The organism is Calothrix sp. NIES-2100 (assembly GCF_963875285.1).
Lineage (GTDB): Bacteria > Cyanobacteriota > Cyanobacteriia > Cyanobacteriales > Nostocaceae > Aulosira.
The window spans coordinates 8,936,428-8,959,247 of the sequence record NZ_CAWNLA010000001.1; the positions used below are offsets into that span (position 1 = coordinate 8,936,428).

The following is a 22,820-nucleotide window of genomic DNA, read 5'->3' on the forward strand; positions in this document are numbered from 1 at the left end:
ACATTAAACTGCTTCTTGGTAGCAAAATTGAAACATCAGGAGCAGTTTTTTGTGTTTGACAACTTTATTTGATTACTTTTATTAAATTACCAATATAGTATACCCTCCCAACGTGTTTTTGCTATTAAACGTCATCTAAAAAATTTTAAAATTTACTAATTTGACTAACCTATGATGAATAATTGTCTTGATTTTACGGTAGCCATCCCAACTTACAATGGTGCAAGTCGTTTACCGGAGCTATTAGAAAGGCTACGTAATCAGAATAATACTGAAAATTTTTCTTGGGAAATTATTGTTGTTGATAATAATAGCACGGATAATACAGCTAAAGTTGTTCAAACCTATCAAGAAACTTGGCAATCTCCTTACCCTTTGAAGTATTGCTTTGAAGAAAAACAAGGAGCAGCTTATGCACGGAAAAGAGCAGTAGTAGAAGCTAAAGGAAAATTGATAGGTTTTCTTGATGATGACAACTATCCAATATTCACCTGGGTAGCAGCAGCTTATACTTTTGGTCAAAAATATCCACATGCAGGGGCTTATGGTAGTCAAATTCATCCAGAATGGGAAGTAGAACCTCCGCAAAACTTTCAGCGAATTGCAGCATTTTTAGCAATTACAGAACGAGGAGATTTACCGTTACTGTATAAACCAAGCAAGAAGTTACTACCACCTTCTGCTGGACTTGTTGTTCGTCAGGAAGCTTGGTTAGAAAGCGTACCAAATCAGCCTATATTAACTGGAAGGGTTACTGGAAATATGCTTACCAGTGAAGACTTAGAAATGTTGTCTTACATCCAAAAAGCAGGCTGGGAAATTTGGTATAACCCAGAAATGGAAGTTTATCATAGAATCCCAAGTTCTCGCTTAGAAAAAGATTATTTAATTCCATTTTTTAAAGGAATTGGATTAAGCCGCTATGTTACTAGAATGGTAAGCATCAAACCTGGCTTTAAACTTATAGCATTGTTAGGTTATATGCTCAATGATTTGCGTAAAATTGCTTGGCATTTACTCAAATATCGCAGACAAGTGAAATTAGATTTAGTTGCCGCTTGCGAAATGCAACTATTTTTGAGCAGTTTAATTAGTCCTTTTTATCTTTGGAAAGCAGGTTATTTAAATATTAATAGTGATGATAAAAGTATTAGTATATATGAATAATAAAACATTAGATGAACAGTTAGATATTTCTGTAGCTATTCCCACCTATAATGGTGCAGAGCGTTTACCTAAAATTTTAGCGCGTCTTTTGGCACAGACAGGAATAGAAAAACTAACGTGGGAAATTATTATTATTGACAATAATAGTTCTGATAACACACCAGAAATTATTCATAATTACCAAAATAACTGGAATCACAAATCTGTATTAAGGTACTTTCGCGAGCCAAAGCAGGGAATAGCCTTTGCAAGACAGCGAGCTGTAAGCGAAGCTAGAGGAGAATTAATAGCATTTTTAGATGATGATAATTTACCCGATCCAAATTGGGTTTTTCAAGCTGATGATTTTGCGAAAAATTATCCGAAAGCAGGTGCATGGAGCGGTCAAATACATGGAGATTTTGAAGTCAATCCGCCAGAAAATTTTGACAGAATTCAATCTTTTTTAGCTATTAGGGAAAACGGCACACAACCCTATATATTTGATGCTAAGAATTTACGCCTTCCTCCTGGCGCTGCGCTTGTTGTCCGTAAACAAGCTTGGTGTGAAAGTGTTCCTGAAAACTTGGTTTTTAAGGGAAGATTAAATAAGTTAATGGTTGGCGGTGATGATGCAGAAGCTCTCCTATACCTCAACAAAGCAGGTTGGGAAATTTGGTATAACCCCACTATGCATACTTATCATCAAATACCACATTGGCGATTAGAAAGAGAGTACTTGTTAGCTCTGGCTCGTGGTAGCGGTCTTTGTATTTGTCAGTTACGCTTTATTAATGCTAGTAATTGGCAAAAATTTATAGTATTTTTTAAAATTTTATTTAGTAATATGCTTCGCTTCTTAAAGCATGTTTTTAAGTATAAACTTCAAGATCATCATGACCTTATTACTCTAGTGGAAATCCATTTTTACTTAGGTAGTATGATCAGTCCTTTTTATTTACTAAAATGTTATTTAGGAAAGTGCTGATTAGAAATAATGGTCAATACTATATAGGTTAAGTAAGCAATGCCTAAAATTTCTGTGGTTATACCAGTATATAATGGAGAAAAAACTATTCAAGTCACCATTAAATCTGTTTTAAAACAAACTTATACGGATTTAGAATTAATTGTAATTAATGATGGTTCAACAGATTCAACTTTAGAAATTATTTCCAAAATTAATGACTCCCGATTAAAAATATTTTCTTTTGAAAATGCCGGCGGAAATGTTAGCCGTAATCGGGGATTAAAGTATGCAGTTGGAGATTTTGTCAGTTTCTTAGATGCAGATGATATTTGGACACCTGATAAGCTAGAAAGTCAGTTGCAAACTTTACAACAAAATCCAGATTGCAAGGTTGCTTATAGCTGGACTGATTATATAGATGCTCATGGTAAGTTTTTGGTTTCAGGTAGACACTTTACAGCCAATGGAGATGTTTATGAGCAATTATTGATCAATAATTTTTTAGAAAATGGCTCTAACCCATTAATTTGTAGAGAAGCTATTACTGAATTAGGCGGATTTGATGAATCTCTAAGTGCTGCTCAGGATTGGGATATGTATTTACGGCTAGCTGACAAGTTTAATTTTGTATGTGTGCCATCTGTGCAGATTTTATATCGAGTCAGTGCTAATTCACTTTCTGCTAATCTTGCCAGACAGGAAAAAGTTGGTCTACAAGTTCTAGAAAGAGCATATAAAGCAAGATCATTTGATAAACAGATTTGGCATAAGGCAAGCGCAAATCTTTATAATTACCTTACATGTAAAGCTCTACAACAGCCATTTAGTCGAAATAAAGGTAGATCTGCTGCTGTATTTTTATGGAAGTATTTTATTAACGATCATTCCAGGTTTAAGCAGATAAAGTTTACTTTGAAATTATTATTAAAAATTTCTGTAATTATTGTTTTCCCTGCCGCTATATCTACGGCATTATTAGCACGCATAAAAACTGGCTATCGAACTATAAAAAGTAATTAAAAATATTAAATAATAAAAAATATAACTTTTATTTAATTTAAGGTAAAACATATTGTGAAAAATTACTCTAATAGCGGCTTCACGTTGTTGGAACTGTTGGGAGTTATTTTAGTAATAGGTACTTTAAGCGCGATCGCAGTTCCCAGTTGGCAGACTTTTGTAAATACTCAGCGTCTGAATACTGCGCAGGATCAAGTTCACCGCGCCATGCGTCAAGCCCAAAGCCAAGCTAAAACACAAAAATTGACTTGGCAAGCCAGTTTTAGAGAGAATAATGGTATTGTCCAATGGACGATTCACCCTGCAAGTGTGAATCCTGCTAATGCTAATTGGAATAATTTAGATGTCAATGTTCGCTTAGACCTAGAAACAACCTTACAAGAATCAAATGGTGTCAGGCGAATCAAATTTGATCATATGGGTAGTGTCGATCAACCGCCACTTGGAAGAATTACTTTATCTAGTAAGCTAGGTGGTAGAGCTAAACGCTGTGTTTTTGTTTCGACAATTTTAGGAACGATGCGAACTAGTAGAGAGCAGACTACAGCTCAAGATGGTAAGTATTGTTATTGATTGGGCATTGGGCATGGGGCATTGGGCATTGGGCATTGGTCAACAAATTATATACTATGGACTGTTGACTGTTTGACTGTGGACTGTTGACTATGGACTCTTGTGTACGGAAATCACCAGATAGCTGCAAACAGCACTTGATTATTTTTACTCGCTATCCAGAACCTGGGAAGACAAAAACCCGGCTGATACCTGCTTTAGGTGATTTGGGTGCTGCTAATCTCCAAAAGCAGATGACCGAATACACCATATTTCAGGTTAAAGAATTGCAAAAAACAACTGATATATCTTTTGAAGTGCGATTCGCAGGTGGAAATTTACAATTAATGCAAGATTGGCTGGGGTTGGATTTGCTGTACAAGTCTCAAGGCGAAGGGGATTTAGGCGATCGCATGGGGCGATCGCACTTTGAAGCTTTTCAATCGGGTATGGAACAAGTAATAATTATCGGCACAGATTGTCCTGGGGTGAATTCTGGGCTGCTAGCAACGGCTTTTGAGCAAGTACGCACCTGTGATGTTATCCTCGGCCCTGCAATTGATGGTGGCTATTATTTAATTGGTTTGCGTCACCTGATACCGAATTTATTCGCTAACATCGATTGGGGAACTCCTCAAGTACTGCAACAAACTGTTAACATTGCTGAAAAACTGAATTTATCACAGATTTACTTGCCTGCTTTGAGTGATGTTGACTATCCAGAGGATTTACCAATTTGGCAACAAACTCTGGAGCAGGAATTTAGCAATTTTAGTAGTAAATGATACTAAAATTTGGGTATAGAGACGTTAAATAAAACTTTTCTATAATTTATCAGTGTTTTAAAACACTAAGTAAATTCTGAGGACACCCAGGAGGACAGATGCTACTGTGGTGTAGTTTCTATGTCAAAAGGCAGAAAACTACAAGCAGGGATCTGGAAGACCTCTCTAAATCTCTCTTCTACCTCTCCCTAACTTTCTCCTACCAGGAGAGGGTAAAGGAGCAGCTTTGATTATTAGAGAGATTTTGAACCTTACCCGCGATCGCGTCCATCAAAGGTTAGGAGGTTAGGCTTTTCGTAGGCTTTTCCACATGAGGTGAAAAGTCAGATGGCTAATCAAGCGTTGGTATTCTGTAATTTTGTTGCATCTGCCTTTTGTTGCCATATAACGAGTAAGGTTATGGGAACAATATTCAAGTAACTTGAAATAGGACAATCACTCTAATTTATCAAAAGACCGAACAACTATGGTGAACCGTTTTACTTCTGCAAGCACAGCCCTGACATTAAAAGTCGTGGGCATCATCTTAATTTTGTCCTTTTTGTTAGATTTTTTGCTGCTGTTGTTTCCCTTTCAACCAACTGATCGAGGATGGCAAATCAATTTGGCAACAAATCTTGTAGATCGAGGAATTGTGCCTTTGGTAGGTTTAGGGATACTGTTTGCTGCACATTGGATTGAGAGCGCTAGTGATAGCGATCGCTCACCAAGTTTAGATTTAAGATTTCCAGTCCTGGTACTATCAAGTATCTTGGGTTTGTTGTTCTTGCTAATTTTTCCACTGCATCTTAATAATGTGAATCTAGCTAAAAATGAAACAGTAAATAAAATTGAGCAAGATGCAGAACAGGCAGAAAAGCAAATCAACAATCAGCTATCGCAATTGCAAGCACAATTGAATACAGATCAAGGAAAAGCTCAGCTACAACAGGCGAGGAATCAAACCAAAGATCAGTTGACTGCCATTCTTAAAGACGATCAAAAATACAAGCAAGCACTGGAAAGTCCGCAAATTCCCCCAGCTGTAAAAGAGATACTCAAGAAAGCTAAAGCAGATCCCAAAGAGCTTGATAAAGCTATTGAAAAACAAACAGATATTGAGGGATTACGTAATCAACAAATAAGCCAAGTCCGCCAACGTAAGGAAGAAGCTGAACAACAAGCTAGAGACAACGCTTGGAAATCTGGACTGCGAACTGGGATTAGCAGTTTACTTTTATCAATCGGTTACATAATCATCGGCTGGACAGGATTAAAAGGGATGGGTACTTTACAAAGTGGTGGACGCAAAACTCCTGCACCACGTTAAGTAATTTGTCATTTGTCATTTGTCCTCCTTGTCTTCCTTGTCTTCCTTGTCCCCCTTCCCTTCCCTTTGCATGTTTTCAATTTACATTCTGACATATAACGAAGAATTAGATATTGCTGCATGTATAGAGTCAGCGATGCGATCGGATGACATTATTGTTGTAGACTCATGCAGTAGCGATCGCACTGTAGAAATCGCCAACTCCTATCCGATCCGTGTCGTTCAACATCCTTTTGAGAGTCATGGCCGCCAACGTACTTGGATGCTAGAATCTATTTTGCCAAAGCATGAATGGGTTTATATTCTAGAAGCCGATGAGCGCATGACACCGGAACTGTTTGCAGAATGTGAACAAGCAATTGTGCATCCAGATTACATTGGCTACTACGTTGCTGAACGTGTTATGTTCATGAATCGTTGGATTCGCTACAGTACCCAATATCCGCGTTACCAAATGCGCCTTTTTCGTCATGGTCAAGTTTGGTTTACAGACTACGGTCATACTGAGCGAGAAGTTTGTAACGGTACAACCAGCTTTTTAAAAGCAACTTACCCTCATTACACCTGTAGCAAAGGCTTGAGTCGTTGGATTGAAAAGCACAACCGTTATTCTACTGATGAAGCGACAGAAACATTGCATCAAATAGAACAAGGTAGCGTTAAATGGCGAAATTTATTTTTTGGTAAATCAGAAGTAGAAAGACGCCGCGCCTTAAAAGACTTATCTTTACGGTTACCTGGTAGACCATTGATCCGCTTCTTCTATATGTATTTTTTATTAGGTGGGTTTTTAGATGGACGCGCCGGTATTGCTTGGTGTACATTACAGGCATTTTACGAATATTTAATTTTACTCAAGGTTTGGGAAATGAAACACATGCCCGTAACCACCCTAGATACACAATCCTCTGTTCCTGAAAAAAATACAGAGGCTGATAATGCAGCTTCCATAAAGTTAATTTAAAAAAAGTTATTTGCTGAGATAGTTTCAGGAGATGAGGAAACAGTTTTTCCCTTGTCTTCTTTTTTCTGCTTATGCACCTATATGTCGATATTTACAGCCTCAGTGTCAGAACTGAGCAGTTCTTTGTGGTGAACTTAATATTTTTACAGAGTTTTATCAGAAAATTTTGCAGGCTGAGTTGACTTGGTTACAAGCAAAAACGGCTATTTAGACTGTCTGCTAAGAATTTTAGCAACATTAAGCTGCTTGTGCTGATGGACGTTAACATTAGTATAACCACAATACTTGCAACAATCATTTACAAGTCTGATAAAGAAAAGTAACATCATCTGAGACGAATAACTGCAATTTAAGAAAAGTTGTGTTTGATTCACCCATAAGCTAATTAAGCTCATGTGATGGGGGAAAAATTTAGATTTCCGACAAGGAACGCGTCTGTTCCCAGCTGTGGCTAAGCTGTCAGTGGAGACAGCTACTTGTGGTAGCTTGTGCTTCAAGTAATGTCTCCTTTGGTTGACGTATATGTTTTACGAGCCTAAAAAAGGAGAATAGGGATTTGGTAATCAATCGCTTAAAACAGGACTTAAAAAATGACCTGATTGCTGGATTGTTAGTTGTAATTCCACTCGCGACTACAATCTGGCTAACTATTACCATTGCTAATTGGGTCATCAACTTTCTTACCCAAGTTCCCAAACAACTGAATCCCTTTGAAGGATTGCATCCTATACTAGTAAATATACTGAATTTGGTAGTGGGACTAGCTGTACCACTATTGGGTATTTTGTTGATTGGCTTGATGGCTCGCAATATTGTGGGGCGCTGGTTGCTAGATTTTGGCGAGCAAGTTTTGCAGGCGATTCCCTTAGCCGGACAGGTATACAAAACGCTAAAGCAGCTTTTAGAAACGCTGCTCAAAGATTCTCCCGGAAAATTTCGGCGGGTAATTTTGCTAGAGTATCCGAGGCGAGGAGTGTGGGCGATCGCTTTTGTCACAGGCATAATTAGCAGTGAGATTCAAGCCCAGATGTCTCGTCCGATGTTGAGCGTTTTTATCCCGACTACTCCCAACCCCACTACAGGATGGTACGCAATAGTTCCTGAAGATGAGGTGGTGAACTTGTCAATGTCGATAGAAGATGCCTTTAAAATCGTAGTTTCTGGTGGTATTGTCGCCCCCAATACCCTGTTGCCAACCTTAGAAACAAATTCGCAGGTCATCCCTATGGGAGAAAATTTAAATCATTCCGACAAAGTTACAAGCAAATAGATAATATAGTTGTCTGTTCGTGCGAAAATCTACTGACTTCTAACTTAAAAATGGGCATGGGGTATGGGGGAGCCACTGCGTTGTCCGGGTTTCCCGGCTTGTTCGCGCAGCGTCTCCCCGAGTGAGAAGCAAGTGGCGTCATTGGGCATGGGAAAAACAGATTTTTCTGCTTGATTGTGCCAAAACCTAGCGTGAAAGACTAGCTTGAAAATAGGGGCTAGGGAAGGGCTAGGGGATTAAGGAAGACAAGTCCAGACCATTTATCTTGGTAGAGTTTCCCGGAGCAGGCGACGGGCGTTAGCGACGTTCGCGTAGCGTCTCCCCTTGGGAGAAGGAGCGTCAGCCGAAGGGAGGACAAATAACTGTTACCTATTACCTTATTGACGACTGACAACTGTAGGGGCATCTTCACAGATATCTAAGTTGATCAACGATGATCTCAAGAAACCCGCCCCTACTGACAACTGACAACTGACAACGACAACTGACAACTGACAACTGACAACTGACAACTGACAATAATTAATCCAAAGTTACTTTTATGCAAGACCGTAAACCCCAGCAACTGGCTCGTGAATTAGCGCTGTTAAGCCTCAGCCAGCTACCAGTCAACCCCAAGAAACTGACAGAGGAACAACTTCCCAAGTTAGTACTAGCAGCAGTACGCACCCTGCGATCGGAAGTTCAAGATACTTTGGATAACGCGGCGGGTGAATTGCAACGCAGTCACGATCGCATTTTAAGTAGTCAAACTCGTGCTTCTGACATTAATACTGCCAGAACAATGCTGCAAGAAGCGATCGCATACACGCAAACAGCAATCAATAAACTAGGTGCAGCAGTAGAGTTCCCGGAATTGATTCAGCTCGCAAATCAAGACAAGACAGTCAGTAGATACGCTATCGAAATTGTCAAGACAGTCAGCGAAGAACGAAATGCGATCGATGAACAAATTACCGCTGCACTAGTAGATTGGCAAGTCGCTCGCCTCGCCCAAATCGACCGGGATATTCTGCGAATTGCGGTGGCAGAAATGCTATTTTTAGGCTTGCCTGATAGTGTCGCCATCAACGAAGCGGTGGAACTAGCTAAACGCTACAGCGGCGATGAAGGTCATCGGTTTATTAATGGTGTTCTGCGCCGATTTACAGAACAAAAAAAGACTGCCTGATGCCTATGGGTGTTAAGTTGTGAGTTAAGAGTGAGAAGTGAGGAGTGAGGACATCCTGGCGGTTTTCACACCAAAAAAAAGTCAGGAGTTAAATTACACTCATAACTGATAACTCATACTTAACATAACAACTAATATTAGTAGCTGCAATGGTTTTTAATTGGTTCCGCCGTCAATATAACGAATCCTCTGAGCTTCCCGCCGAACAACAGCAGGGAGAAACTCTTCCTACCCAAGAACCCCAACCAGAAACAGCCGAACCGTCAACGCCAACAGCAGATACCGCACCGGAGACAGCGGCAGATTTGTTGGCTTTTGCTAAAGCTGCTTACAAAAATATTCAGCAAAAACAGCAATCCCAAGCAGTTGAGCCAGAGTCAGCAGCAGAGGTGGAAATTGAAACTGCACAATCAGTAGCATCACCACAAGTAGATGCTACTGTTAGCCAAACAATTGCAGAAGAATCTGCGGAAGTTACAGAAGCCACACCAAGTTTAGAACTTGAGGCAACTGTTACGCCTACAACTGCTGAGGAATTATCTGTTACAGACGAAGAAAGTACAGCTACTTCTGTTGAAGAAATTACGGCAACGCCAGATGTCGTCAGCCCAGAATTAACTGTGAGTGAGGTAGAACCAGAAGCGGAGGTAACACAGCCAACAGCACCAGCAAACTTATCCTTTTTAGAACGGGCGGCGGCGGAACGCCAAGCGAAGCAGGAAAGGCTGATAGCTAATGCTATCGAAGTATCAGAACCGGAAATAGTACAACCAGTAGCTACTACCGCCACCACCGCCACACCAGAAACCACAGAACAAATTACTGGACTGGATTTTGATGAAGGGTTTGTTTGGTCAGCAGAAATCTTAGCAGCCCAAGGTAGGCGGGCAGAAGATGTTTCCATTGAAGAAATTACCTGGCTGAAAAAGTTACGCCAAGGCTTAGACAAAACCCGACGGAGCATACTCAACCAACTTAAGTCAATTGTTGGTCAAGGGCCGCTCAACCAAGCGGCTGTAGCAGAAATCGAAGCCTTGCTTCTCCAAGCTGATGTGGGTGTGGAAGCTACAGATTTAATTATTAATTCCCTACAGAAAAAACTGCGAGAAGAAGTGACTCCCCCAGAGGAGGCGATCGCTTACCTCAAAAAAATTCTCCGGGATATGCTGGATAATCCAGTACAAAAAAATTACAAACCTTCCTTTGCTCCAGAAAAGGAAACCCTGAATATTTGGTTGATCACAGGCGTTAATGGTGCAGGTAAAACTACGACTATCGGTAAAATCGCTCACCTCGCCCAAAAATCAGGTTATAAATGCTTGATTGGTGCAGCTGATACTTTCCGCGCTGCTGCTGTGGAACAGGTAAAAGTATGGGGGAGTCGCAGTGGTGTAGAAGTAATCTCAAACCCTGGTAAAAATACTGACCCGGCTGCCGTGGTATTTGATGCGATCGCCGCAGCTCAAGCTAGAGAAACTGAATTACTTTTAGTTGATACCGCCGGACGCTTGCAAAATAAGAAAAACTTAATGGACGAACTCACTAAAATTCGGCGGATTATTGACAAGAAAGCCCCTAATGCTAAAGTAGAATCGCTTCTGGTTCTAGACTCCACTTTAGGTCAAAATGGATTGCGACAAGCAGAAGTATTTTCCCAAGCTGCCCAACTCAGCGGCGTGGTATTAACTAAGCTAGATGGTACTGCCAAAGGAGGTGTAGCGCTTGCTGTCGTCCAGCAACTAGGTTTACCAATTCGCTTTATTGGTGCTGGTGAAGGAATTGAGGATCTACGTCCTTTTTCTAGCTACGAGTTTGTCGAAGCACTCTTGAGTGGCTGATTTCAAATTTTGCCGTGAAGATTTGTCTTTTGCTAACTCATAGATTTAGCACTGATTACCCTTGTGCGATCGCCACAGTTCTGGCACCATTGTCAATCATAGTAAGGGTTCCCTACCGCGTAGCCTATTTACTAACGAAGTACCGCAAACAGCATAATTTCAAAAATCATGAGTTTTTGCGAAACTTTGTCCGACTTTTGCTAGAATTCTACTCTAATACTGCATTTTTAACTCCCTCATCAAGGGAGTTGCAAGGTCTTAGATCCCCGGCTTTTTCAAGAAGTCGGGGATCTGTTAGGCATTAAACTAGATCAAAAACAACTGACAGGCTTTGCATAGTAAATCAATCAACCATTGGCAATGTCTCCAACCCTAGCCAAAAGGTACTGACGAATTACAAATTACGAACTCCGCACAGCGTCTTTTGTCATAGTATTCTCTTTGATATCTCCACCCTCTGGAAGTAGCTTATACCCCTAGACCCCCAGACCCCTCACCCCGATAAATGAAGCTGACAACGTAATATATTATTTTCCTGATGAAGGATTTTTCAGTCGCAAGAGATATAACTGAGTAATTACGTTATGAAAAAATCACAAGTTTGCTAGTATCTACAAGAAATAGCTGATTTTGACCCAGTAGTTTCTGAGTCAGGATACATTCTTTAAAATTACTGTCTTTAGTAACAAATATAATAAGCCAATGCAATACTTATATAATTCCGGTCTTACGTCTTTCTACTCTTGCTAAAATGACAAATCTTATCCCAATATGGTTTAGCAATGCCAAAAGCAAGAGATTAATCAGTAATCGAAAGTTTGCCTATCTTAAAATGCAATAGTACCTGTGCCTGTGTCTCAACTCCCCTCTCAACCCACTGACAGTAATAGTAGTGCTGCACCGGATGTAACTCCTGTCGTAGCACTCAAAGAACTTGTGTCAAGGCTGCACCGGGAACAGAACAAAATTCAGGATTTGTTAAGTTCTTTAGGATTTGCCCTCAGAAGTTTCAATAATTTAAATCAATTTTTGGAGCTGATTCCGCTGATGGCAACTAGAGTTACAGATGGGGACGGCAGCGCCCTATTTCTCTATAAACCTAACGGTCAAGTCAGATTAGAACAACTACACTGGCAAGATAGCGGACAGCGTCGGAATATTCGTAAAGCCTTAGAAACAGCTACCAGTCAAATCACACTTTTGCCAAATACTGCCCCTCTTGCAACTGCCACAGGGATTTTAGACGATCAGATGCATCGTTATTTGGGGCCAGATGTGCAAATATTTGGCACTGCTATTTTGGTAAAACATACAGAACGAGGATGGCTATATGTTTTAAGCCGCGATCCAGAATATAGTTGGACAGAAACTAGACAAAAGTTAGTCCGGTTAGTGGCAGATCAAACCGCAGTAGCGATTGAAAACGATGAACTAGCAGTAGAACTCAAGAAAAAAGAACGCTTAGATCAAGAATTAGAAATTGGTGCAGAAATTCAACGGCGACTCTTACCACGCCAATGTCCCATTGTTCCCGGTGCAGTCTTAGCTGCAAGGTGTAAACCAGCTAATCGTGTTGGTGGAGATTATTACGATTTTATTCCCACAAATCAAAATCAGATTCAAATCCACAATAAAATTGGTTTAGAAACTGGGCCTTTGGGTTTAGTAATTGGGGATGTCATGGGTAAAGGTGTCCCCGCCGGATTGATTATGACAATGATGCGGGGAATGTTACGAGGAGAAGTATTGCATGGTAATTCTCCTTCCAAGATTCTGCAAAATTTAAATCGAGTCATGTATGCGGATTTAGAAAATTCTCACCGCTTTGTGACGCTATTTTATTCAGAATTTAATCCCCAAACCCGCATTTTATCTTACAGTAATGCTGCACATAATCCGCCCTTGTGGTGGCACGCAGCCACAAAAACTGTAACCAGATTAGATACTCTGGGAATGTTAATAGGTTTAGATGCGAATAGTCAATATGAAGATGCCCAGGCACAATTAGAACCTGGGGATACAGTTATTTACTATACAGATGGCTTAACTGATGCCGCAGCTGCCGGTGGCGATCGCTTCGACGAAGAAAACTTCGTTGCTAGCTTTAGTGCTGCTTGTAGATATTGTGATGGCCCAGAAGAAATTGTTGATTACCTCTTTGACCAAGTACAGCAATTCATCGGTGATGATAAACAAAACACCGATGATATGACACTTGTGGTTTTACAAATTAAATAGTCAATGGTCAATGGTCAATGGTCAATGGTCAATGGTCAATGGTCAAAAAATTTTAAATTCTGGACTATTGACTCTGGACTATTGACTCTGGACTATTGACTATTGACCAATATCAAAAGACGATTGTCCAACCTTGCTTGCGGGAATCTCCCTTCGTGTAGGAAACACCATCAACCTTGATACCTTGGCGATCAAGCAGGGTGATAATACCGCCATTATTATCTAATTGGATACCGTCTTGATCTAAAGGCACTTTGAGCGCTTCCCCTGGATTAATAGTGCCACTGAGGGGCTGTTTGCGTTTGAGGCGATCGGCGATCGCCCAACCACTCAAATCAACTTGATCCGGTGAAGTATTAATTAAAGTTACTGTCTCCTTACCAACATCATCGCCAGCTGGATTTACCAAAGCCGCAATAATTCGGACTGCTGCTGTTGCCGCAATTGGCGTAATATCATCGATTCTGTTACCAGTTTTGTCATCAGTATGGAAAGATTGAGACTGGAAGGCTAAAAATATACCTACCCACTGATTTCGCGCTGGATAGTGAATTAACAGTCCCCCATCTTGCCAAACACCATTATCTTTTTGGAATTGACCGACACTACCCTGGTTAAAGTGGATGTCATGAATACCGTTACCAGGAAGAAAACCAAAATACTTATCCTTCACACCTGCTTCTGGGCCCCATCTTTCGCCAAACGGATATAGTACTGCTTCTGGTGAAGCGATCGCCCGCCCAATGTATAATTCCAGCAACTCGTTGAGGTCGTTATCTGGGCCAGGAACGTTGTACGGTAATGGCTTCATCTGTGTTGGGTCGAATAAATTCCCCCGGATGTAGTCTAAAGCGACACCTCCTGGTTTACTCGGCAACACATTGAAGCCAAAATCTAACTCTTCCAGTTCCTTAGTGATGGGATGGGAAAAGTTTTCGTCAACAAAATACAGTAATTCTGAAGGACTTTGCTTTGATTTGACATTGATGGCGATGCGATACTTATTATTCTTGTCGTCAGTTACTAGAACTTGGTAATGGGGAGAGGGGCCTTCACCCATCTGGCGATCCACAGCTTGGCATTTGAGAACCCCGTAATTTTTCAATGGCATCTGTATTCTCCTGAATTTCTCAGCGTTAGTTCTTTACTTTGAGACAAAGCAGGTTTCATATTTTACTTACTTTGTCAGAAGATAATTTAAGTAAAAGTTAAATTATCAAGATAAATCAGCTATTATGCTCAATTTTGCTTGAGCATGATGAGATACAGTAGTACCCTCTAGGGTAATTTTTTCCGTAAGTAATTCAGTGAGCAATTAGTCCTAGCCAATGGGGATAAGCGTAAGAATTTGCGATCGCTAATTGGGAATTTTGGTAACTATGGAACACCCAATTCGCCGTAGCTTGGAGATTTTCCTGCATTCGGCTATCTTCGCCAAAAGCTTCAAAAGCCAAACTCCACCAAGCATTTTCTCGAACAATCAAATTAGTGATTTCTACACTACAACCGTTATCTATACGTTCATTAGTTGCGACAGCTTGAACCGAAAAATCCCCTAAAACTTGAAAAAGCTGTGAATAGCGAACTTTCTGCACACTCACCCAGGAAGGATTATCTAAAACCATCCCCGGCTGAAAACTTTCGCCTTTCGAGTCTTCACACAGCCATTTACCCCATTTTTCAGCCTTACCTGTGACTAATTCGCCCAAATCCATCACATCAAGTTCTGCTTGTCGCCATTTTACTTCCAGCCTTCCCTGTCGCAGTTTGATTCCCAGATAATCACATCCTGGCGAGTAAAGATAAACATCTTCCCTTACTTCTGGTGATTTTAACGGGTCAAGCAGACAATGATGCTGAAACCAAAGTTGAATATTTTCCGGGAGATTACCAGGATAAAACCAGCGTAATTCGTGACTGACAAACATAATGTTAGTGGGCATTGGGTATGGGGCATTGGGCATTGGGCATTGGGCATGGGGCATGGGGCATGGGGCATGGGGCATGGGGCATTGGGCATTGGGCATTGGGCATGGGGCATGGGGCATTAAGCCGGATTAACGGAGTTCAAAGCCTCGTTGACGGAGTTCAAAGCCTGATTAACGGAGTTCAAAGCCTGATTAACGAAGTTCAAAGCCTGATTAACGAAGTTCAAAGCCTGATTAACGAAGTTCAAAGCCTGATTAACGAAGTTCAAAGCCTGATTAACAGAGTTCAAAGCCTGATTAACGGAGTTCAAAGCCTGATTAACGAAGTTCAAAGCCTGATTAACAGAGTTCAAAGCCTGATTAACGGAGTTCAAAGCCTCATTAACGGAGTTCAAAGCCTCAAAAGGCATCATCAATTTACAATACAGTTTGTCTTCCTTCCCACACTCCCCACACTCCCCACACTCCCTCATCCCCCTCATCACTTATAACCACATAACTAGCACCTGACGCTATTAAACAGAGTCCCGGTTGATGGGACAATGAGAAATTGTGCTTGCTTTGTTTTGCTTCCAGTCCAAAGGAATTTATAAAAAATGTGGAAAAGAATTGTATTCATGTTTCTATTGGTATTGAGTTTCAGCCTAAGTCACCCTGGTGTAGCAGCGGCGGCTGGACTCAAAAACTTTGTAAACACTGATAATGGCTATGAGTTCTCATATCCTAACGGCTGGGTGCAAGTGAAAGTTGCTAACGGCCCCGACGTAGTTTTCCATGATTTAATTGAAATCAGTGAAAATGTCTCAGTAGTAATTAGCCCCGTTCCCGAAGGTGAAACTTTAGCACAACTAGGAACACCAACAGAAGTAGGGTATAAATTGGGTAAAGCTGCTCTCGCTCCCCCAGACTCTGGTCGTTCGGCTGAATTAGTAAATGCTTTTGAACGAGAATCTGATGGTAAGAATTACTACTTGCTAGAGTATTTGGTGAAACTACCCAATCAACAACAACGCCATAACATCGCCAGCGTTGCCCTCAGCCGTGGTAAACTTTTTACTTTTAATGCCTCAATTCCGGAAAAACGTTGGCAGAAACTTAAATCTGCTATGGAACAGGTTGTAAGTTCATTCTTAGTTTATTAAATGGTCATGGGGCATGGGGCATGGGGCATGGGGCATGGGGCATGGGGCATTGAATATTTGTCATTGATCCTCTTCCTCATTCCCCTAATCCTTAGCTCCTAGCCCCTAGATTCAACCCTTAATTGATAATTTATAATTCATAATTCATAATTCATAATTCATAATTTTCTATGACAATTCCCCAGTTTGTACTTGCTTCTGCTTCGCCAGCGCGACGACGTTTACTGCAAAGTGTTGGGATTGAACCAATAGTTTATCCTAGCGATTTTGATGAATCGCAAATTCAATTAAATGATGCTGATGAGTTGGTGCAAACTCTTTCGCAACGCAAAGCGGAAACTGTAATTGAGCAGTTTGAATCAGCTTTGATTATGGGTTGTGATTCAGTTTTGGCTGTTAATGGTGAGATTCATGGTAAACCAGCCGATGCTAACGAAGCGATCGCCCGTTGGCAGATTATGCAAGGTAACTTTGGCGACCTGTACACTGGTCATACCTTGATTGACTTGACGCAAAACCGCACTGTCACCAAATGTCAGGTAACTAGAGTTTACTTTGCGCAAATGAGCGATCGCGATATTCAAGCTTATGTAGCTACCGGCGAACCCCTCAAATGTGCCGGTGCTTTTGCGCTAGAAGGTTTTGGTAGTTTATTTGTCGAAAAAATCGCCGGTTGTCACAGCAACGTCATTGGTCTGAGTTTACCTTTACTGCGCCACATGCTTGCAGAACTTGGATACAACGTTATTGATTTTTGGCGATCGTAAGGGCGCGGTAACCGCCATAGGTGTCAAATTGAGCTTCTAACGCTTACCCGATATACGTTTTACCCCATCCCTCCATCCCCTCCTCGCTTGCGGGGAGGGGAGGTTTTGCGTCAGCAAAGCCGGGGTGGGGTAAAACGGATCTTCATGGGAAGCGAAAAAACACAAAACCACGTTTTGATCAGGGTTTCACGTTAACTTGACATCAATGAACACTGCTAAACCCTGCATAGCGCGGATGTATCTAGTGAAGATTGCCGGAAAATCGGAAAAATATGATATTTAGGATGTATCCAAACAGGAATCCGGTTTTTTCGGCAAATAAATCTTAATTATGACAATTCAATTATCGCAACCCGACTTTCAACGCCTGATTAAGATAGTCTCTAATTTACCAGACTTTGCTAACGTGCGCGATCGCCGTCGTTTAGTTGCAGGTGCTTTAGAAGGTGTACCTCAAGCAGATATCATCTTGGCACGATTAGATTTGGATGGTATGCCGATGAATGTGGCGGTAGAAGTAGTGCGCTTCCTTGGCAATTTTGGACAGGTGGCTTATGGCAAAGAAGCTTTAGGAATTTTCCTCAATTATATTCAACCATATACAGGCGATGAAGATAATTCTTTCATTCAAGATTTATTTCAAACATATCCGCTTGATACTCCAGCTACTCCCAACCGCTTAATTGATCGTTGGCGAGGCACTGATAATATAGCTGATATTAAAGAAAAAATTATTGGTGAAGATACATTACGCCACATTTATATTTTAGATATGGCACTGGATGCAGCTAAAGCCGTTGTTCATATCAAAATTCCCAAATTAAATGGACTTACCGAAGCGGCTACAGGTTTTATGATTGCACCAGATTTATTGATGACTAACAATCATGCGATCGCTAGCCAAGAGGAAGCTGAAAAAGCTGAATATACCTTTAATTACCAATTAGATAAAAATGGTAAAGAATGTCCTATTGTGACAGTCAACGCCTTACCTAATGGCAATTTTTATACCAATTCAGAATTAGATTATACAGTTATTAAACTTAATAATCCTCCCGATTTTGGCAATCATTTAAAACTTAAGAACAAGCAAGTACGTCGAGATGAACGAGTAGCAATTATTCAGCATCCTGGGGGACATTTAAAAAAAATCTCCATCCAAAATAACTTTGTCGCCTATGCTGACACCAAAGTTGTGCAATATACTACTAGCACTCTTCCCGGTTCTTCTGGCTCACCTGTATTTGATGATGATTTTCATGTAGTAGCAATTCATCATAGCGGGGGAATGTTAACAGAGCCAAGTACACAGCGCAAATATTTACGCAATGCGGGTACAAGTATGATAGCTGTGCTAAAAGATTTGCAAACAAACGCACCAGAAATTTACGCACAATTGCAGGGGTAATTGAGCAATGGCGATCAGTGGGAACCTAACGAATAAATTAGTCAGCTTGCTTCAAAGACATCTGAGAGATAAAAACGAGTGTAAAAGTAAATTATTCCTTTTATTCGGTGTAAATTCATCTATATCGAATCAGATTAATTGGGATACAGCATTAAGTAATATTATTCCCGATTTAATAGACAGACTAGATGCCTACGGGACAATGCCTAACTCAGAAAACATAGCCCTATGTGAATTTTTAAAGTTAATTAGTGAAAGTGTAGGTGCAGATGTCCAGATAGAGATAAGTAAGTTATCACAATTGATTATCCAAGAAAAACAAGCAGATATAAATACAAGGCAACAACAAAATTTTGCTTCAAAATTGTCAGTATTTAATTTTGAAACAGCGAAATTATATGTAAAAAATCAGAGTGTTATTTCTTACAAGGAGAGCAAGCAAGCTAATTATTTTGTAGAAGATTTGCCCTATGGTGTAAAGCTAGAGATGGTTGAAATTCCTGGTGGTACATTTTGGATGGGCGCTTCTAACAAAGAACAAGACAGTAGTGATTCTGAACGTCCCATACATGAAGTAACGGTTCCAACTTTCTTTATGGGGAAATATACCATTACTCAAGAACAATGGGAAAAAGTTGCTGGTTTTCTGCCTAAAATCAATAGATATTTAGAACCAAAACCTTCTCGCTTCAAGGGTCACGATCGTCTACCAGTTGAGAGCATTTCTTGGTATGATGCCGTTGAATTTTGCGATCGCCTCTCTCAATACACTCGCAACAGCTATCGTCTTCCCAGCGAAGCAGAATGGGAATATGCCTGTCGCGCTGGAACAACAACACCATTCCATTTTGGTGAAACAATCACATCAGAGTTAGCTAACTACAATGCTACCAAAACTTATGGTGCTGGTGTGAAAGGAACATATAGAAAAGAAACAACAGAAGTAGGGAGTTTTAAAGTAGCTAACGCCTTTGGATTATACGATATGCACGGAAACCTATGGGAATGGTGCCTCGATGATTGGCACAGTAACTATGAAGGAGCGCCAACAGATAGCAGCGCATGGTTTAATGATAATAATAATCTTTCCCAAAAACAAGGAATAGCCCTGCTGCGGGGCGGTTCCTGGATCGTCGTTCCTAACGGCTGCCGTTCCGCGTCTCGCCTTTATCTCTATTGGGCGGTGCGCGACTACGTCTTCAGTTTTGTTGGTTTTCGTGTTGTGTGCGCGGCTGGGAATATTTTCTAGTATCCCTTTATACTTTAGTCCTTAGCCCCTTACACTTGTTCTTTTTTTCTCTTTTGTCACCATGAGGCGACAAAAATTTTTTTCAGGACTTACGCATGGACTACGATTTTACGTCATTACTCGTTTAAGCGAAGTAATCGCAAAGGCTTAGTTTTTCGTCATAAACTCCCCATTATGCAATATCGCTTCCCCATGATCGGGAATCCAAGCTAGCCACTCATCTTCCGAAACCGGACACAATAACAGCGCTTCATCAAAACTAAAGGGATTGGGAAGTTGCAACAGCTTCACCCACCCAGAAGCTGCAAACTTCTGTGGTGACTCCTTGGCGTAAGACTTGTTGGTAACATCCAGATTCCGCCTTCTGAGTTGCACTGCAAAATCTGGTCTCTCAGAATCTAGTTTCATAGCTAATGGACTAATATCAAATTATTTCTGTAACTAAGGATACAAAATAAAGAATCCTGTTGAAAAGCAACCGTTTTATAACTTTACACAAATTCTTAATCCCCCTCATCCCCCGAAGGCTGAGCGGAGTCGTAAAGCCTGCGGCATAGCTTCTCCTGTCGGAGAGGCTGCGCCCTAAGCGTTGGCGCAGCCTCTCGCAGAGAAGCCTGTCCCCCTTGTCCCCTCATCCTAGGCTGTTGATTTTGATGGGATTTGGGTTTTTTTGGTTCATGCTATTTTTGTGTCAGCGCAAAATCTTTCTGGTGTCATTGCGAGCGGAGCGAAGCAATCACCTGGGATTGCTTCGCTCCGCTCGCAATGACTATACAAATTTTGCATGAATTTTTACCCCCTAAAAAGGCACAGAGTCAACAGCCTACCCTCATCCCCCATCTGTAGGTTCTGTTACGTTTTCCCGCAACTGATGAATGTAGAATTCAGTTAACCAAAGTTTGATGGAGTCAGTTAAAAGCAGTAAAGAAACTAAGTTCGTAGGGTGTGACAGTCCTAGAGATGGAGAATGTAGCAGATGTATTATTTCCTGACGCCGCCTACAAATTGGGTATTCTTTTAATTTTCAGTCCCTCAGTCAAAAACCGCAGATAAACTAAGTCTTTGGATATCTAATCTAAAGAGAGTTAGTTGTCTTTGAATATCAAAGCTAATACAGTTTAGTTAGCCTAGAAATGGTAATTTTAGCTTTGTGAAACTCTACATAATTATCACAATAATCAAAGCATCTATCCTAACGATAAAACCTGCTAAATTCTAGAGATTTTTGCAAATACAATACATTTTCAGCATCACCAATCATGTCAATATAATTCGTAATTGCTACTCTAGCCAATTGCTTTTGTAGTCAGGACTTCAGTCCTGAATTTGTCAGCACTAAACTGCTGACTACAAACCTATTAATGCAATAGTCGATTCATTTAACTAAGGGTAATAGTAATTATCGAAAACTCGGCAACAGATTCAAACCCAAACATCTAGATTCTGTCCGAATGACAACTGACAAATTACGAATTAAAGTTTGCTTTTTCTTCGATCAGCACAATTCAGATAAACGGGCAATATATCATGTCAAGGGTGACTGAGAGGCCAAAGCTCGCAGAGCAGTCAGTTGAGCAACCTAAAGTTTGGTGGAGTATTGCTGTAGCCCTACCAATAGTAATCGCTGCTGGGGTACTCGGTACAGCCAAAGTCGAACAGTTAAGAAAGCTGGCTGCATCTGTACCGATTAGACCAATGAGCAACAGTATCACTGCTGTTGGTCATTTGGAACCACGAAGCGAAGTCATTAAGTTATCTGCGCCAATGGCGGGGATGCAAGCGGGTTCGCGAGTGCAACAACTCTTGATTCAAGAGGGCGATAAGGTGAAACAAGGTCAAGTAGTTGCGATTTTGGATAACCACGACACCCAAACAGCAGCACTGGAAGAAGCAAAAGCCAAATTGCAAGAATCTCGTGCCAATTTAGGACAAGTCAGAGCCGGATCGCCAAGAGATATTCAAGCCCAAACATCTGTAATTGCTCGCTTAGAAGCCCAGTTACGTGGAGAAAGGGATGCACAGCAAGCAACGATCGCGCGGATCGCCGCTCAGTTAAGTGGGGAAAAAATTGTCCAACAAGCCATGATTAATCGCTTAGAAGCGGAACTGAGTGGACAAAAAGATACTTTAAGAGCAACCGTTACACGTATACAAGCTGAACAGCGTAACGCCCAAGTTGATGCTCAACGCTATGACATGTTGTATAAAGAAGGTGCTATTTCTCAACAAGAGCGAGATAGAAGACGCTTAAGTGCAGTCACCAGCAATCAGCAGGTTGTGGAAAGTCAAGCTACTTTCAAACAAACTGTTGCAACTATCCGCCAACAAATTGCTGAAGCTAGAGCTAATCAAGTCAAAACTTTATCAACCTTACAACAGCAGCTAATTGAAGCGAAAGTTAACCGCGATAAAACCGTAGCTACTTTACAAAGACAAATCGAGGAAGAAAAAGCCAAACTTCAAAGACTTCTAGAAGTTAGCCCTGCTGATGTACAAATGGCGCAAGCACAAGTGAGTAATGCGATCGCAATGGTGAGAAAAGCGGAAGCAGAACTCAAATTGAGCTATGTGAAAGCACCAATTAATGGTGAGATATTAAAAATTCACACCAAATCAGGTGAAGCTATTAATCAAATGGGAATTGCGGAAATTGGGCAAACCGATCAAATGATTGTGATTGCTGAAGTAACTGAAGACAGTATTGGTAAAGTGCGTCTCGGTCAAAATGCCACAATTAGTAGTGATAATGGAGCCTTTACTAGCGAATTAAGGGGAACAGTCACAGAAATTGGCAGAAAAATTGGCAAAAAAGATGTACTGAATACAGATCCAGCGGCTGATGTGGATGCCAGAGTTGTAGAAGTAAAAATCGCCCTGACTCCAGAAGATAGTACCAAAGTTGCAGGCTTAACCTACGCCAAGGTTGTTGTGGAAATTAATAACTAATTTGTCAGTTGTCAGTTGTCAGTTGTCATTAGTAAGGGTTTTAAGCGATCGCATAAATATACCAGCCATAGCAAATGTCTGAAACCAAGAGTAAACAGCTAATTCCGAATGACCAAT

20 protein-coding genes are annotated in these 22,820 nt (G+C 40.8%); 17 read left to right on the forward strand and 3 right to left on the reverse strand.

Annotation, left to right across the window (positions count from 1 at the left end; genetic code table 11):
* Positions 1 to 174: 174 nt before the first annotated feature.
* The 11 genes from hpsE (AACU32_RS36440) (at position 175) to AACU32_RS36490 (ending at position 13,263) form a co-directional block, all read left to right on the forward strand.
* On the forward strand, positions 175 to 1,167 hold the full coding sequence (hpsE, locus tag AACU32_RS36440) for a hormogonium polysaccharide biosynthesis glycosyltransferase HpsE (RefSeq protein WP_096607120.1): 993 nt from the start codon (positions 175 to 177) through the stop codon (positions 1,165 to 1,167).
* The gene (hpsE, locus tag AACU32_RS36445) at positions 1,160 to 2,134 is read left to right on the forward strand and encodes a hormogonium polysaccharide biosynthesis glycosyltransferase HpsE (protein ID WP_096608337.1); all 975 of its coding nucleotides are present in this window, start codon (positions 1,160 to 1,162) and stop codon (positions 2,132 to 2,134) included. Before hpsE (AACU32_RS36440) ends, hpsE (AACU32_RS36445) begins: the two co-directional genes overlap by 8 nt.
* Before the next feature lie 39 nt (positions 2,135 to 2,173).
* Positions 2,174 to 3,136 carry a glycosyltransferase gene (locus AACU32_RS36450; RefSeq protein WP_096607121.1) on the forward strand — a complete coding sequence of 321 codons (963 nt, stop codon included), beginning with the start codon at positions 2,174 to 2,176 and terminating at the stop codon, positions 3,134 to 3,136.
* Between the two features lie 54 nt (positions 3,137 to 3,190).
* Positions 3,191 to 3,709: a pilus assembly FimT family protein gene (locus AACU32_RS36455; protein ID WP_096607122.1), complete on the forward strand. Its 519-nt coding sequence runs from the start codon at positions 3,191 to 3,193 to the stop codon at positions 3,707 to 3,709.
* A gap of 92 nt (positions 3,710 to 3,801) precedes the next feature.
* Positions 3,802 to 4,473, forward strand: coding sequence for a TIGR04282 family arsenosugar biosynthesis glycosyltransferase (locus AACU32_RS36460; protein WP_096607123.1), 672 nt, complete (start codon positions 3,802 to 3,804; stop codon positions 4,471 to 4,473).
* A 466-nt stretch (positions 4,474 to 4,939) separates the two neighbouring features.
* On the forward strand, positions 4,940 to 5,782 hold the full coding sequence (gene hpsJ-B / locus AACU32_RS36465) for a hormogonium polysaccharide biosynthesis protein HpsJ (protein WP_096607124.1): 843 nt from the start codon (positions 4,940 to 4,942) through the stop codon (positions 5,780 to 5,782).
* Between the two features lie 70 nt (positions 5,783 to 5,852).
* Entirely contained in the window at positions 5,853 to 6,746 is an 894-nt protein-coding gene (locus tag AACU32_RS36470; protein ID WP_096607125.1) for a glycosyltransferase family 2 protein, read from the forward strand.
* A 520-nt stretch (positions 6,747 to 7,266) separates the two neighbouring features.
* Complete coding sequence (locus AACU32_RS36475; protein WP_096607126.1) at positions 7,267 to 8,016, forward strand: DUF502 domain-containing protein; 750 nt, start codon at positions 7,267 to 7,269, stop codon at positions 8,014 to 8,016.
* A 541-nt stretch (positions 8,017 to 8,557) separates the two neighbouring features.
* A complete protein-coding gene (gene nusB / locus AACU32_RS36480; RefSeq protein ID WP_096607127.1) occupies positions 8,558 to 9,187 on the forward strand; it encodes a transcription antitermination factor NusB in 630 nt (209 codons plus the stop codon).
* A gap of 149 nt (positions 9,188 to 9,336) precedes the next feature.
* Complete coding sequence (ftsY, locus tag AACU32_RS36485) at positions 9,337 to 11,025, forward strand: signal recognition particle-docking protein FtsY (RefSeq protein ID WP_096607128.1); 1,689 nt, start codon at positions 9,337 to 9,339, stop codon at positions 11,023 to 11,025.
* An 846-nt stretch (positions 11,026 to 11,871) separates the two neighbouring features.
* Positions 11,872 to 13,263 carry a PP2C family protein-serine/threonine phosphatase gene (locus tag AACU32_RS36490; RefSeq protein ID WP_096607129.1) on the forward strand — a complete coding sequence of 464 codons (1,392 nt, stop codon included), beginning with the start codon at positions 11,872 to 11,874 and terminating at the stop codon, positions 13,261 to 13,263.
* Between the two features lie 112 nt (positions 13,264 to 13,375).
* On the opposite strand, the gene AACU32_RS36495 is transcribed toward AACU32_RS36490, so the two are convergent.
* Together AACU32_RS36495 and AACU32_RS36500 are read right to left on the reverse strand one after the other, a co-directional pair.
* Positions 13,376 to 14,374: a DUF2278 family protein gene (locus AACU32_RS36495; protein ID WP_096607130.1), complete on the reverse strand. Its 999-nt coding sequence runs from the start codon at positions 14,372 to 14,374 to the stop codon at positions 13,376 to 13,378.
* Positions 14,375 to 14,567: 193 nt separating this feature from the next.
* Positions 14,568 to 15,206: a hypothetical protein gene (locus AACU32_RS36500; RefSeq protein ID WP_339378572.1), complete on the reverse strand. Its 639-nt coding sequence runs from the start codon at positions 15,204 to 15,206 to the stop codon at positions 14,568 to 14,570.
* Positions 15,207 to 15,211: 5 nt separating this feature from the next.
* On the opposite strand from AACU32_RS36500, the gene AACU32_RS36505 reads away from it, so the two are divergent.
* From AACU32_RS36505 to AACU32_RS36525, 5 genes are all read left to right on the forward strand, one after another.
* Positions 15,212 to 15,682, forward strand: a complete 471-nt coding sequence (locus AACU32_RS36505; RefSeq protein ID WP_096607131.1) for a hypothetical protein — start codon at positions 15,212 to 15,214, stop codon at positions 15,680 to 15,682.
* Between the two features lie 105 nt (positions 15,683 to 15,787).
* On the forward strand, positions 15,788 to 16,333 hold the full coding sequence (gene psbP / locus AACU32_RS36510; RefSeq protein ID WP_096607132.1) for a photosystem II reaction center PsbP: 546 nt from the start codon (positions 15,788 to 15,790) through the stop codon (positions 16,331 to 16,333).
* Between the two features lie 170 nt (positions 16,334 to 16,503).
* Positions 16,504 to 17,100: a Maf family protein gene (locus tag AACU32_RS36515; protein ID WP_096607133.1), complete on the forward strand. Its 597-nt coding sequence runs from the start codon at positions 16,504 to 16,506 to the stop codon at positions 17,098 to 17,100.
* 331 nt (positions 17,101 to 17,431) lie between these two features.
* Positions 17,432 to 18,508 carry a trypsin-like peptidase domain-containing protein gene (locus AACU32_RS36520; RefSeq protein WP_096607134.1) on the forward strand — a complete coding sequence of 359 codons (1,077 nt, stop codon included), beginning with the start codon at positions 17,432 to 17,434 and terminating at the stop codon, positions 18,506 to 18,508.
* Between the two features lie 7 nt (positions 18,509 to 18,515).
* Positions 18,516 to 19,757 carry an SUMF1/EgtB/PvdO family nonheme iron enzyme gene (locus AACU32_RS36525; protein ID WP_096607135.1) on the forward strand — a complete coding sequence of 414 codons (1,242 nt, stop codon included), beginning with the start codon at positions 18,516 to 18,518 and terminating at the stop codon, positions 19,755 to 19,757.
* Between the two features lie 147 nt (positions 19,758 to 19,904).
* Here AACU32_RS36525 and AACU32_RS36530 read toward each other — a convergent pair whose 3' ends face one another.
* The gene (locus AACU32_RS36530; RefSeq protein ID WP_096607136.1) at positions 19,905 to 20,165 is read right to left on the reverse strand and encodes a hypothetical protein; all 261 of its coding nucleotides are present in this window, start codon (positions 20,163 to 20,165) and stop codon (positions 19,905 to 19,907) included.
* Between the two features lie 1,119 nt (positions 20,166 to 21,284).
* Between AACU32_RS36530 and AACU32_RS36535 the strand changes: the two genes are divergently transcribed.
* On the forward strand, positions 21,285 to 22,703 hold the full coding sequence (locus AACU32_RS36535; RefSeq protein ID WP_096607137.1) for an HlyD family efflux transporter periplasmic adaptor subunit: 1,419 nt from the start codon (positions 21,285 to 21,287) through the stop codon (positions 22,701 to 22,703).
* Positions 22,704 to 22,820 lie beyond the last annotated feature (117 nt).